Genomic DNA, 13,154 nt, shown 5'->3' with positions numbered 1-13,154 from the left:
CACCTCCGCCGGACCGGTGATCCCCCGCGAGGCCAGCAGCGCCGCGAACGTGCCCTCCTTGGACACCTGCGGGTAGGCCAGGCCCTTCCAGTGCGAGAGGTCGCCGGTGCGGGTCACCCGCAGGGCGTTGTTGGCGGTGCCGGAGATCGCGATCGCGTTCGCGATCTGATCGACGGGCAGTCGGAACGCCTTCGCGGCGGAGGCGGCCGCGGCGTAGGCGCCCTGGGTGGTGTGGTCGAAGCCCTTGGCGCGGACCGGAGCCACGTCCGACAGCCGTGAGTGGACCTGGTAGGCCACGGCGAAGGCGGTCAGCAGTTCCCGGCCCGAGGCGTTCACCGATTCGGCGGCGGCCAGGACCGCGCCGAGGTTGTCCGACGGGTGGTTCGTCTCGCCCGGGGCGAGGTAGGAGTCCATGAAGTCCAGATAGCGGCTCAGCGCGCTGTTGTGGAAGGCGGCCCGGTCCGGGGAGGTCCGGCCTCCGCCGATCAGCGTGGCGGTCGGCTTTCCGCCCAGATCCTCGATGAGGCCGCGGATCGCGACCATGGGTTCGGCGTCCAGTGCGCCGATGGCGACGCCGAGCGTGTCGAGCACCCGGATCTTCAACTGGGTGATCGCTTCTTCGCTCAAGTCGTCGAACGTGGAGCCCGCCACGAAGCGGGCCATGCCCTGTACCTCGGTCATGAGCACCCCCTGGGAATGAATCTGATCCTTAGGTAAGGCTAGCCTTATTATCACTTATAGTTATCTCGTTGTCAAGATAAATGGGGGGCGTATCGTCACACCGGGCCCGATCGGGAACGAAGGCCGAGCCGGTGTGGTGGTCCACTCGGGATCCGTCCGGACGAGGGGGAGGGTTACGAGGAGTGATCGCGTCCGGGGCCGACGTCGCTATGCGGGATGGCGCCGCTGCTCATCGCCATGGCGGAGCCGGGTGGTCGAGCCCCCGTGTCAGGCCGAGTGCTACGGGCGCGAGAACGATGAGGTTCGCCGGGCCGAGAAAACCATTGACCGGGGGTCGGCGCCGTGTAATCGTCGGTGCCCATGAGTCCTATCGCGAAGTTCAGCCTGGCCGCCATCGACAGCCGTGACCCCCTCGCCCTGGCCGAGTTCTACGCGGCGATCACCGGATGGCGGATCGAGCCGTGGGAGGACGACGGCTGGATCGAACTCGCGAGTGAGGTCGGAGCCACGATCGCCTTCCAGAAGGCCCCCGGCCACGTGCCGCCGGAATGGCCCGGTGACGCCCACCCGCAGCAGCTCCACCTCGATTTCGACGTCCCCGACCTGGACGAGGGAGAGCGGCGGGTGTTGGGGATCGGTGCTCGCAAGACCGACTTCCAGCCCGCCCCGGACAACTTCCGGGTCTTCGTGGACCCGGCCGGCCACCCCTTCTGTCTCGTCCGTTCGGACTGAGCCCACGGCGGGGGATGAGCGTGGGGTGGGTATCCGGGGCCGTTGAGGTCGACTCCGGAAGCCTTGCGGACGTCCGAAATAATCCCTAATGCCTGACTTGACGGTCTCCGGATCAGGGCACTAGGTTTCCGGAAACGTTTCCAGATCTCTTCTCGCGCCGCCTCTCGGCGCGGCTGGAAACGTTTCCGCATCCCCCTCGGCTTGGCTGGAGCCACGATGACGTCCTCACGAGCGACCCTGATCCAGGTCGCGGAACGGGCAGGGGTCTCCCTGTCCTCCACCTCCCGCGCCCTGCACGGAGGCGGAGCCAGCGCGGCCATGGTCGAACGCGTCCGCGCGGCCGCCGCCGAACTCGGCTACAGCCCGGACGCGATCGGGCGCTCGCTGCGGATGAAGAGGACGTTCCAGGTGGCCTTCGCCGTCGCCGACATCGGAAACCCCGTCTACGTCGAGATGATGACCGCCATCCACGAGGTGCTGGCCCCGCGCGGGTACCGCGTGGTCGTGATGTCCACGGGGGACACCACGACCTCCACCACCGAGCTGGTCCGCAGCCTCAGCGGCGGTTTCGTCGACGGGATGATCCTGGTCCCGCTGCGCACCGACGACGCCCTCATCGAGGCGTTGCGGGAACAGGAGGTCCCCGTCGTGGTCATGGGCCGTCCCCTCAAGGAACACGGGATCGACTCGGTCTCCACCGATTCGGCCGACGGGATCGCCCGGGCCGTGAACCACCTGCGCGAACTCGGTCGATCACGGATCGGGTTCCTCAACGGCCCCCTCGACACCACCCCCGGCCAGGCGCGCCGGCGCGGTTTCGAGGCCGTGGGCGCCCAAGGGCCGGTCGAGGAGGCCGAGAACTTCACCGTGGCGGCCGGTGTGGTCGCCGCCCGACGTCTGCTCGCGGCCGGTGAGGCCGAGGGCCGTCCGCTCGACGCCGTGGTGGCCGCCAACGACCTGTTGGCCATCGCCGCCATCCGCGCCGCGCGCGAACGCGGACTCACCGTCCCCGGGGACCTCGCCGTCACCGGCATGGACGACACCGAGTTCGGCCGGGTGTTCCAGCCGAGCCTGACCAGCGTCTCCCTCGGTTCGGCCGAGCGAGGGCGGGCCGCCGCCGAGATCATGCTGAGCCTGGCCGAGGGAAGCCACGAGGGGACCCGACAGATCGAGGTCGGACCCGAGCTCGTCGTTCGAGAGTCCACCGACCCCACCGCCCTGCCCGACGACATCGAACCCCTCTCCCTGGACTCACCTTGAGAACCCTGTCCTTCAAGGACCCCACCACGGGCAGGAGAACCTCCTCGCCCGGCGGCCCGCCCACCGGCCGCCGTACCCCCGCGCACCGGGGACCGCGCCCCGGCGGCCTGGCCCGGAACCGCCGCCGTGAGGCCGCCGCGCTGGTCATGCCCTCGCTGCTGCCGATCCTGGTGCTGAGCGTCGCCCCCCTGATCATGGGCGTGGCGTTGGCCTTCACCGACGCCCGCCTGGTGCGCCGGCCCGACTACGAGGTGGTCGGCCTCGACAACTTCGGCCGGCTGTTCGACAACTCCTTCTTCTGGGAGTCGTTCCGCATCGGCATGGTGTGGGCGGTCTCGGTCACCCTGCTCCAATTGGTCGCCGCCTTGGGCCTGGCCCTGCTGCTGAACTCGGGGCTGCGGCTCCAAGGGCTCACCCGGGTGCTGGCCCTGATCCCGTGGGCGATGCCCCCGGTGGTCGTGGCCATCATGTGGCGGATGATCTACTCGCCCAACGCCGGTCCGCTCAACGCGGTCATGGACGGTGTGGGTCTTCCCGGCGACATCAACTGGCTCGGTGACTTCTCCACGGCCCTGCCCGCCGTCATCGTCGTCGGGGTCTGGGTGGGCATGCCCCAGACCACCGTGACGCTGCTGGCCGGACTCCAGCAGATCCCCGACGAACTGCACGAGGCCGCCGCCATGGACGGGGCGGGCGCCTGGCGTCGCTTCGTCGACGTGACCCTGCCGAGCCTGCGCCCCATCATCGCCTCCATCACCTCCCTCAACTTCATCTGGAACTTCAACTCGTTTTCGCTGGTCTACGTCCTGACCGAGGGAGGGCCCGGCGGTCGCACCATGCTGCCGATGCTCTTCACGTACCTGGAGGCGTTCAAGAACCGCAACATCGGCTACGCCGCCGCGATGGGCGTGGTGCTCGTGACCGTGGTGGTCCTGCTCTTGGCCCTCTACCTGTGGTCGCAGTTCCGCCAGGACGACAAGGGCAAGGTGGGCTGACCGATGCGCACTCTCGTTCGACCCGCCCAGTACGCGGCCCTGGCCTGCTACATCCTCTTCCTGGGCTTCCCACTGCTGTGGCTGATCTCGGCCTCGTTCAAGACCTCCGCCGAACTCAACTCGCTCGCGGTGAACCTGTGGCCCGCCGAATGGCACTTCGACAACTACGTCCGGGCACTCGCCCGCCAGGGGTTGGTGGGCTCGGCGTGGAACAGCCTGCTCGTCGCCCTGTCCTCGACGGCGTTGGTCATCCTCATCGCCCTGCCCGCCGCCTACGTCCTGGCGCGGCTCAAGGGGATGGTCCGGGCCGCCGGGGTCGGCTGGATCCTGGTCAGCCAGGTCTTCCCCGTCATCCTCATCATCCTGCCCCTGTTCCTGGTGCTGCGGACCATCGGCCTGACCGACAGCCTCGTCGGCCTGGTACTGGTGCACACCACCTACACGCTGCCGTTCGCGCTGTGGATGCTCCAGGGCTACGTCACCGGTATCCCCATCGACCTGGAGGAGGCCGGGGCCATGGACGGAGGGGGACGACTGGACGTCCTGCGCCGGATCGTGCTGCCCCTGTTGCTGCCCGGTGTGGCGGCCACCGCCATGTTCGCCTTCGTCTCCTCCTGGAACGAGTTCTTCTTCGCCCTGGTGCTGCTCCAGTCACCGGAGAACTACACCCTGCCCATCACGCTGAAGATGTTCATCGGTGGTGAGGGCAAGGTCGCCCTGGGCCCGCTCGCCGCGGGATCGGTGCTGGCCGCCGTCCCGAGCATCGTCTTCTTCGCCCTCCTGCAGAAGAAGCTCACCGGGGGCCTGATGGCCGGCGCGGTCAAGGGCTGAGCCACCCGCCGCACCCGTCCGACCCCCACCACCCCGCTCACCTTGAGGAAAGGACCCCCCTTCCATGAACACCCGAGTCGCCTCCGTGGCGGCCATCCCGGCCACGTTGCTGCTCCTCACCGCCTGCGGAGGAGGTGATGGCGAGGACGGTGGCGTGGTGACGCTGGAGTTCCAGTCGCTCTCCGACCAGCCCGCCGCCATCGAGGCCACCGAACGGATCGTCGAGTCCTGGAACGAGGAACACCCCGACATCCAGGTCGAGATCGTCCCCGCCGGCTGGGACGGCATCTACGACAAGCTCATCACCCAGTTCAACGGCGGCGCCGCGCCGGACATCATCCACTACGAGGCCGCCGGTATCGCCCCCTTCGCGGTCGACGGCTACCTCGCCGACCTGTCGGACCTGATGTCGGACGCCACACGCGTGGACATCCCCACCGGCGTCATGGACTCGGTGACCGTCGACGGAAAGGTCGTGGCCTACCCGACCGAACTGCAGTCCTACGTGGTCTTCGCCAATCGCGGCCTGTTGGAGGACGCCGGGGTGGGGGTCCCCGACGGCGAGACCATGACGTGGGACGAACTGCGCGAGATCTCCGAGGCCACCACCTCGGGCGACCGGTACGGACTGGGCTGGGGCCTGTCCAGTCCCACGGCCGCGTTCATGTCCATGGCGCCGGCCTTCGGTGGCACCTTCTTCGACGGCACCGGTTCCGAGGCGGGCCTGGTCATGGAGGAGGGCGAGATGGCCCTGCCCGAACTGGTCGGGGAGATGGCCCACGACGACGAGTCCATCCAGCCCGTCAGCCTCACCCAGTCCGGTTCCGACGTGCTCGCCTCCTTCTACGCCGAGGACGTCGCGATGACGGTCCAGGGCTCGTTCCAGGCCGCCAACATCCAGGCCGACGCGCCCGACGACCTCGACTGGGTCGTGCTGCCCCCGCTGGAGGGACCGGCCGGTCCCTGGCAGACGGCCAACCCGCAGACCCTCTCGGTCAACGTCGACTCCGAGCACGTCGAGGAGTCCGCCGAGTTCCTGGAGTACCTCACCTCCACCGAGAACCTCGCCGACCTCAACGAGGCCGACGCCCTCATCCCGGCGACCGAGTCCGCCAGGGAGATCATGGGCACCTCCCTGGCCGAGGAACCCGGTTGGGAGGCCATCCTCGAATCCGGCGAACACCTGGAGTCCTCGCCGTTCCTGTTCGTGGACGCCTACCCGCAGTGGAAGGACACCGTCGCCACCCCCGCCTACCAGCGTTTCCTCGCCCAGGAGATCGACGCCGACGAACTTGAGGCGGAGCTTCGGGCCGGCTGGGACGAGATCACTCGTTAGCGGTTCCCCCGGACGCGCACGGCGTCCACCGACGAAGGGAAGTGACCCGTGGACTGGTTGCAGGACCGGGCGGTGGCCGTCATCACCGGCGCCGCCGTGGGCGACGCCCTGGGCGGCGCCACAGAAGGATGGACACCCGAACAGATCGAGGAACGGCACGGTGGCAGGGTCACCGGGCTCGTCGGACCCTGGTATGAGAACTGGCGCGACGCCCGCCCGATCGCGCCCTACCACAAGGGTGACGGACACATCACCGACGACACCCTCATGACCCGGGCACTGGTCGAGGTGTACGCCGGGCGTCGTGAGCACCTGGACGCCTACGCCATGGCGCGGGACCTGGTGCCGCTGATGATCGGCGAACCGCGCTGGATCCCCGAACTGGAGTCGACGGCCCTGCTGCTGCAACGGGTCTTCCTCGCCGAGAAGTGGATCGTGGCCCGGCTGCACTACGGGCACGTCGACCCCCGGGAGGCGGGGGTCGGCAACGTCGTCAACTGCGGGGCGGCCATGTACGTGCCCCCGGTCGGGTTGGCCAACGCGGGCGATCCCCGCGCGGCCTACGCCGAGGCGATCGACCTCACCGGCGCCCACCAGTCCAGCTACGGCCGTGAGGCGGCCGGGGTCTTCGCCGCCATGGTCGCCTCGGCCGTCGCGCCCGGAGCGACCCTGGACGACGTCGTCGCCACGGCGTTGGAGGTCTCCCACGACGGGACCGGGGCCGCGCTGGAGGCGATGGTCAAGGCCCTGGACGGATTCGGCGACCCGCCCACCGACGACGAGGGCGAACGGGCCCTGGCCCGGATGGTCCGGGAGACGGTCGCGCCCTTCGACTCGGTGGGCCCCGAGTACCGGAACATGTCCATGGACGCGCGTCGACCCTCGCGGACCAAGGCCATCGAGGAACTGCCCGCCGCGCTGGGCCTGCTCCTGGGCCACCGGGGCGACTACCGCGGATCGGTGCTGGCCGCGGTCAACTACGGGCGCGACGCCGACTCCATCGCGGTCATGGCGGGGGCGATCTGCGCCGGGCTGGGCGGGACGTCCGTCGTCCCCGACGAATGGCTCGACCCGGTGGAGGAGGCCAGCCGAATGGACATCCGAGCGACCGGACACCTCATGGGCGAGGCCGCCGCCGACATCCTGCGGGCCGACCGTGAGCGAGCCCTCGCCCGACTGCGGATGCTGGACACCCTCGGAACAGGGGGTGCGTCCGCGTGAGGCTCACCTGGGCACAACCGGAGGACCTGCTCGCCCACGAACTCGTCCAGTCCGAGGCCGAGGGCCACGACGTCACCGGTATCCGCCGGACATGGACGGACGCCGGGGGCGACCCCGTCCCGGCCGTGGGCGGGGCCGGTGCCACGGCGGCCGACCCCCGGCTCCGGGCACTGGCCCGCGACCTCCTCGACGAACTCGACGCCCTGCCCCGACCCGAGCAACCCGACCACTGGTCGCGGATCGAGACCGCGCTGCCCACCGCCCCGACCCGACCGGCGCTCCCGCACGACCTGCGCGAACGCGTGCACGGCGCCTGGGCCGGCCGCGCCGCCGGGTGCCTGCTCGGCAAACCGGTGGAGAAGATCCCCCGAGAGGGCATCGAGGAGATCCTGCGCGCCACCGACCGCTGGCCCCTGGACCGCTACTTCACCGCCGTCGGCCTGCCCGACGACGTCGCCGCGCGCCGACCCTGGAACCGGCGCAGCGCGGGCACGTCGCTGGAGGAGAACATCGACGGCATGCCCGAGGACGACGACCTCAACCACCCCATGCTCGCCCTCACCCTGATGGAACGGCACGGGCACGACTTCACCACCGACGACGTGGCCGCCCTCTGGCTCGACCTCATGCCCGCCGGTCGTGTGTTCACCGCCGAACGCGCGGCCTACCGCAACCTCTTGGACGCCCGTCCCGTCCCGGAGACCGCGACCCGCCACAACCCCTTCCGGGAGTGGATCGGCGCGCTCATCCGCACGGACCTGTACGGGTGGACCAACCCCGGCGACGTGCGCGCCGCGGCCCGCCTGGCCTGGACCGACGCCCGACTCAGCCACACCCGCGACGGCGTGTACGGCGCCATGTGGGCGGCGGCCCTGGCCGCCTGCGCCCTGACCCACGACACGGTCGAGGACGTCCTGGACGCCGCGCACACGGTCCTGCCCCCGCGAAGCCGTACGGCCCAGGCGGTCGACCTGGGCCGGGAAGCGGCCGCGCGCGGCGACGTCCGCTCCGGCCTGGACCGGCTGCACGCCGCCTACGGCCACCTGCACTGGGTGCACGTGCTCAACAACGCCGCCACCATCGCCTACGCCCTGACCCGGGGCGAGGGCGGGTTCACCCCGAGTGTGTCGATCGCGGTCACCGCCGGTTGGGACACCGACTCGGCCGCGGCCACGGTCGGCGGCGTCGTGGGTGCCCTGCGGGGCTTCGATCACATCGGCGCCCGGTGGACCGACCCGCTGGACGGGCGCATCGCCACCTCACTGCCCGGCGGCGAACGCCGCATCGACGACCTCGTCACCCGCACCCTCGCCCTCGCCCTCGTCGAGCCCGACCCGAACTCCCCGAGGACCCCATGACCTACACCTTCGACCCCCTGGTCCCACGCCCGATCGACCGGCCCACCGAGGTACCGCTGGAGCAGGCCCCCACCTCCCAACACCTCGCCGAACTCGACGACGCCAAGATCTTCGCCGCCCCCGAACGGTCCGCGGACCGTCCCGCCTGGCGGGCGCGCCTGCACGCCTGGCGCGAGGACGCCCGCGCGCGGCACCACTACGACGACTCCGCCTACACACGCCCCGAGGCGACCTGGGCGGCCGGCTGCCACACGGTCGCCCAGGTGTGGCTGTGGGACGAACTGCTCTACTCCTTCGCCGAACATCGCTTCACCCCCGAACGCTTCCTCGCCGACGCCCGGACACGCTTCGGCGGACTGGACGCCCTCGTGCTCTGGCACGCCTACCCGGTGATCGGCCTGGACGATCGCAACCAGTGGGACCACTACCGTCAGGTTCCGGGACTGTCCGGCCCCGGCGGGCTGATCGACACCCTGCACGCCGCCGGGGTGCGCGTGTTCGTCGACTACAACCCCTGGGACGTGGGCACCAGACGCGGCGCCGACGACGTCACCGAACTCGCCGCGCTCGTGGCCGACCTGGAGGCCGACGGGGTCTTCCTCGACACCCTCAAGAAGGCCGAACCCGAACTGGTGGACCGGCTGGAGGAGGCCAGGCCCGGGGTGGTGCTGGAGGGGGAGTCGAAACTCCCGGTGGAGCGGATCCAGGACCACTCCGCTTCCTGGGCCCAGTTCTTCGCCGACTCTCCCGTGCCCGGTGTGCTGCGCGCGCACTGGTACGAGCGCCGCCACATGCAGCACCACGTACGGCGCTGGCACCGCGACCACACCGAGGAACTACGGTCGGCCTGGCTCAACGGTGTCGGCCTCATGGTCTGGGAAGTGGTATTCGGTGTGTGGGTGGGCTGGTCGGCGCGCGACGCCGCCACCCTGGCCCGCATGGTCGCCGTCCAGCGCGCCGCGGGCGACCTGCTGCTGGAGGGGGAGTGGACCCCGCTCGCCGAACTGCATCCCGACGCGGACGAGGCCGGTGTGTACGCCTCCAGGTGGGAGCACGGCGGCCTCACCCTGTGGACCCTGGCCAACACCCGCGGAACCGACCACGACGGGCCGGTGCTCACCGACCCCGGCGTGCGGGAAGGGGTCCACTTCGACCTCACCGGTGGTGGTCGGCTCGCCGCAGACGGGCACACCCTCGTGCCCGCCCACGGCGTGGCCGCGCTGTTGCACGTGGCACCGGGGACGGCCGTGCCCGACTGGCTCCCAGACCTGGTGAAAGAGCTTTCCCAACGACCGCACACCCCGGACGCACGCTTTCCACACCGTCTGGCCCACCGGGTCACCCCCCGGGCGCCGAGGTTCTCGCACGCCGGTCCGGGCCCGGAGACGGACGCGGTCGTCGTCCCGGCCGGCCCCTACGTGCTGACCGTGCGCCACCGGGGACGCGAGACCGGCATGTACCAGGGCGCGCCCTACGTCGACGAGTGGAAACCGCTTTCTCCCCGTCTGCACGACGCCCGCACCCTCCAACGCGACGGAGAGCTCGCCCACCCCGTCGCGGTGGCCGCCACCGAGGTCACCAACGCCGAGTTCGCCGAGTTCCTCGACGCCACCGGCCACACCCCGGACACCGCGCACCGCCTCCTCGACCACTGGATCGATGGCCGACCCGATCCGTCCGCGCACGACGAGCCGGTGACCTTCGTCGACCTCGACGACGCCCGCGCCTACTGCGCCTGGCGGGGCGGACGCCTGCCCACCGAGGACGAGTGGCAGCTCGCCGGCGAACAGGGCGGACTGCGCCGAGGCGAACCCGCGGTGTGGAACTGGACCGAGAGCGAACACAGCGACGGGCGCACCCGCTTCGTCATGCTCAAGGGCGGCAGCGACCACCACGCCCACGGATCCGACTGGTACGTCGAAGGCGGTCGCCGGGCGCCCGACCACAGCGTCAAACTCCTGCTGCCCGGTCTGGGACAGGCACGCTCGGCCACGGTCGGCTTCCGCTGCGCCTGGGACCTGCCGGGGAAGGAGGGAGAACCCGCGTGACCGTCTCCCGTGACCCCGACCGTGGGGCCCTGACCGGGCTGCGCGTCGTCGACGCCTCGACGCTCTTCGCCGGCCCCATGACCGCCCAACACCTGGGCGACATGGGAGCACACGTCACCAAGGTCGAACACCCCACCAGACCCGACCCGGCGCGTACCCACGGGGCCGCCGCCGACGGCGTCAACCTGTGGTGGAAGACCCTGGGCCGCAACAAGCGGACCGTCACCGCCGACCTGTCGGGCCCCGGCGGGCGCGAGGTGTTCCTCGCCCTGGCCGAGCGGGCCGACGTGGTGATCGAGAACTTCCGCCCCGGCACCCTCGAACGCTGGGACCTGGACTACGCGGTCCTGTCCGCGCGCAACCCCCGACTGGTACTGGCCCGGGTGAGCGGCTTCGGGCAGATCGGCCCCTACTGCTCCCGCCCCGGCTTCGGCACCCTCGCCGAGGCCATGAGCGGGTTCGCCGCCATGACGGGCGAACCCGAGGGACCGCCCACCCTGCCGCCCTTCGGATTGGCCGACGGCATCGCCTCCCTGGCCACCGCCTACGCCGTCATGGTGGCCCTGTCGGCTCGCGAGCGCACCGGCCGCGGCCAGGTCGTGGACACCGCCATCATCGAGCCCATCCTGGCCATGCTGGGTCCGCAGATCACCCGTTGGGACCGGCTCGGCACAGTTCAGCCGCGCACCGGAAACCGCTCGGTCAACAACGCCCCGCGCAACACCTACCGCACCCGTGACGGGCGCTGGGTGGCCGTCTCCACCTCCGCCCAGTCGATCGCCGAACGGGTGGTGCGCCTGGTGGGCCGCCCCGACCTGATCGAGGAACCGTGGTTCGCCACCGGGGCCGAACGCGCACGCCACGCCGACGAGCTCGACGAGGCCGTGGGCTCCTGGATCGCGAAGCACACCCGTGAGGAGGTCGTCGCCGCCTTCGAACGGGCCGAGGCGGCCGTCGCCCCGGTCTACGACGGGGCGGACATCGTCGACGACCCCCAGTTCCAGGCGCTCGGCACCGTCCACCGGATCGAGGACCCCGACCTGGGGCCGACCCTGATGCAGGGTCCGCTCTTCCGGCTCTCCGAGCACGACGGCGTCATCGGGTTCACCGGACGCCCGCACGGCGCCGACACCGACGAGGTCCTGGCCGAACTCGGCTTCTCCGACCAACGCGTCGCCGAACTGCGAGAGGAGGGCCAGGTATGAGCCCCACCCATCCCGACCGCCCGCCGCTCACCCTGCTGTACACACCCGCCGACCGGCCGGACCGGGTGGCCAAGGCCCTGGCCGGGGACGCCGACGTCGTTCTGGTCGACCTGGAGGACGCCGTGGCCCCGGCCCACAAGGTACGGGCGCGGGCCGAGGCGGTCCGGCTGCTGGCGCGGGTGGAACGGCCGGTGCAGGTGCGCCTCAACCACCCCGAAACCCCCTGGCACACCGGTGACGTGGCCGCCCTGGCCGACCTCCCCGCTCACGTGGGCGTACGAGTGCCCAAGGTGGAGAGCCCCGACCAGGTGCGTGCCCTGGCCGCGATGTCGCCCGGACGGGACCTGCACCTGCTGATCGAGTCCGCGCTGGGGGTGGAACGCGCCTTCGACCTGGCCGTGGCCGCACCCACCGTGGCCTCGATCGCGCTCGGTGAGGCTGACCTGCGCTCGGACCTGCGTGTGTCCACCGACACCGGCCTGACCTGGGCCCGCGCTCGTGTGGTGGTCGCCGCCCGCGCCGCCGCGCTGCCACCGCCGGTCATGTCGGCGTACCCGCACGTGCGCGACCTCCAAGGACTGGCGTCCTCTTGCGCGGCCGGACGCGACCTGGGCTTTTGTGGTCGCACCGCGATCCATCCGGCGCAACTGCCCGTCATCGGCGAGGCGTTCCTGCCGAGTGCGGGGGAGATCGATCGGGCCCGCGAGGTCGTTCGCCGGGTCACCGACGCCGAACTCGCGGGTGTGGGGGCCGTCGCCCTGGCCGACGGCACGTTCCTGGACCGGGCGATGCTCGACCAGGCCCGTGCGGTCCTGGCCCTGGCCGCGACCGGCTGAACACGAACCGCCCCGTTCCCGGATCGGGAACGGGGCGGCCCGCAGGTGTCAGCAGCCGGTGCTGCTGGTGATCGTGGTGTTGCCGTAGTAGTAGACCTCCACCCCGTTGAGCACGACCTCCACGACCGTGCCGCCGACGCGCTGTTCGTAGTGCAGGTGCGGTCCGGTGGAGCCACCGGTGCTGCCGACGGTGCCGATCGCCGTGCCGGTGGAGACGCTGTCACCGACCGCCACCGACTGGGTCTGCAGGTGGGCGTACAGGGTCGAGACACCGTCGCCGTGGTCGATGACGATGTAACGGCCGTAGCTCTCGTTGCCGAGGTCGGCGACCGTGGTCACGGTGCCCGAAGCGCTGGAGAGCACGCTCTGCCCTTGTGCGTCGGAGCGCTGGAAGTCGACGGACAGCAGCGGGTTGTGGTTGGTGCGGGTGTTGGCGTTCCAGACCTGACCGCACTCGAAGGGCGTGCGCAGGTTCAGGTCGGCGACGGACAGGTCGTCGGCGGAGGCGCCCGCGGGGGCGAGCACGCTCAGGAACAGGGTGGCGGCGGCCGCGGTCGCGATCCGCTTGAGGGTTCGAGGGAGCTTCATTCGGGTCCTTTCTCGCAGAGCGGGGTTGCGAGACCCCACGAGGCGGCTACCCGTTCACCGGCC

Annotated in this window: 12 protein-coding genes; 10 read left to right on the top strand and 2 right to left on the bottom strand. The window is 70.9% G+C overall.

What is annotated here, in order from left to right; all coding sequences use genetic code 11:
• The coding region (locus tag ABZ717_RS23675; protein ID WP_358514110.1) for an MmgE/PrpD family protein at positions 1–681 on the bottom strand (681 nt) is incomplete at its 3' end.
• A gap of 360 nt (positions 682–1,041) precedes the next feature.
• Between ABZ717_RS23675 and ABZ717_RS23670 the strand changes: the two genes are divergently transcribed.
• From ABZ717_RS23670 to ABZ717_RS23625, 10 genes are all read left to right on the top strand, one after another.
• Entirely contained in the window at positions 1,042–1,413 is a 372-nt protein-coding gene (locus tag ABZ717_RS23670) for a VOC family protein (RefSeq protein WP_358514108.1), read from the top strand.
• 216 nt (positions 1,414–1,629) lie between these two features.
• Positions 1,630–2,673 (top strand): LacI family DNA-binding transcriptional regulator, encoded by a 1,044-nt coding sequence (locus ABZ717_RS23665; protein ID WP_358514106.1) that lies wholly within the window; start codon positions 1,630–1,632, stop codon positions 2,671–2,673.
• Complete coding sequence (locus ABZ717_RS23660; RefSeq protein WP_358514104.1) at positions 2,670–3,668, top strand: sugar ABC transporter permease; 999 nt, start codon at positions 2,670–2,672, stop codon at positions 3,666–3,668. Before ABZ717_RS23665 ends, ABZ717_RS23660 begins: the two co-directional genes overlap by 4 nt.
• Positions 3,669–3,671: 3 nt before the next feature.
• Positions 3,672–4,499 carry a carbohydrate ABC transporter permease gene (locus ABZ717_RS23655; RefSeq protein ID WP_358514102.1) on the top strand — a complete coding sequence of 276 codons (828 nt, stop codon included), beginning with the start codon at positions 3,672–3,674 and terminating at the stop codon, positions 4,497–4,499.
• A 64-nt stretch (positions 4,500–4,563) separates the two neighbouring features.
• Positions 4,564–5,835: a sugar ABC transporter substrate-binding protein gene (locus tag ABZ717_RS23650; protein ID WP_358514100.1), complete on the top strand. Its 1,272-nt coding sequence runs from the start codon at positions 4,564–4,566 to the stop codon at positions 5,833–5,835.
• Between the two features lie 48 nt (positions 5,836–5,883).
• Positions 5,884–7,056, top strand: coding sequence for an ADP-ribosylglycohydrolase family protein (locus tag ABZ717_RS23645; RefSeq protein ID WP_358514098.1), 1,173 nt, complete (start codon positions 5,884–5,886; stop codon positions 7,054–7,056).
• The gene (locus ABZ717_RS23640; RefSeq protein ID WP_358514095.1) at positions 7,053–8,414 is read left to right on the top strand and encodes an ADP-ribosylglycohydrolase family protein; all 1,362 of its coding nucleotides are present in this window, start codon (positions 7,053–7,055) and stop codon (positions 8,412–8,414) included. The genes ABZ717_RS23645 and ABZ717_RS23640 overlap by 4 nt, the downstream gene beginning before the upstream one ends.
• Positions 8,411–10,462 (top strand): SUMF1/EgtB/PvdO family nonheme iron enzyme, encoded by a 2,052-nt coding sequence (locus ABZ717_RS23635; RefSeq protein ID WP_358514093.1) that lies wholly within the window; start codon positions 8,411–8,413, stop codon positions 10,460–10,462. The genes ABZ717_RS23640 and ABZ717_RS23635 overlap by 4 nt, the downstream gene beginning before the upstream one ends.
• Positions 10,459–11,667, top strand: a complete 1,209-nt coding sequence (locus ABZ717_RS23630; protein WP_358514091.1) for a CoA transferase — start codon at positions 10,459–10,461, stop codon at positions 11,665–11,667. Before ABZ717_RS23635 ends, ABZ717_RS23630 begins: the two co-directional genes overlap by 4 nt.
• Positions 11,664–12,503 (top strand): CoA ester lyase, encoded by an 840-nt coding sequence (locus ABZ717_RS23625; protein ID WP_358514089.1) that lies wholly within the window; start codon positions 11,664–11,666, stop codon positions 12,501–12,503. The genes ABZ717_RS23630 and ABZ717_RS23625 overlap by 4 nt, the downstream gene beginning before the upstream one ends.
• Before the next feature lie 48 nt (positions 12,504–12,551).
• Here ABZ717_RS23625 and ABZ717_RS23620 read toward each other — a convergent pair whose 3' ends face one another.
• Positions 12,552–13,091, bottom strand: coding sequence for a M23 family metallopeptidase (locus ABZ717_RS23620; RefSeq protein WP_358514087.1), 540 nt, complete (start codon positions 13,089–13,091; stop codon positions 12,552–12,554).
• Positions 13,092–13,154: the final 63 nt, after the last annotated feature.

It is taken from the genome of Nocardiopsis sp. NPDC006832, from assembly GCF_040635885.1.
Lineage (GTDB): Bacteria > Actinomycetota > Actinomycetes > Streptosporangiales > Streptosporangiaceae > Nocardiopsis.
This window is presented reverse-complemented; position numbering and strand designations above follow the sequence as displayed.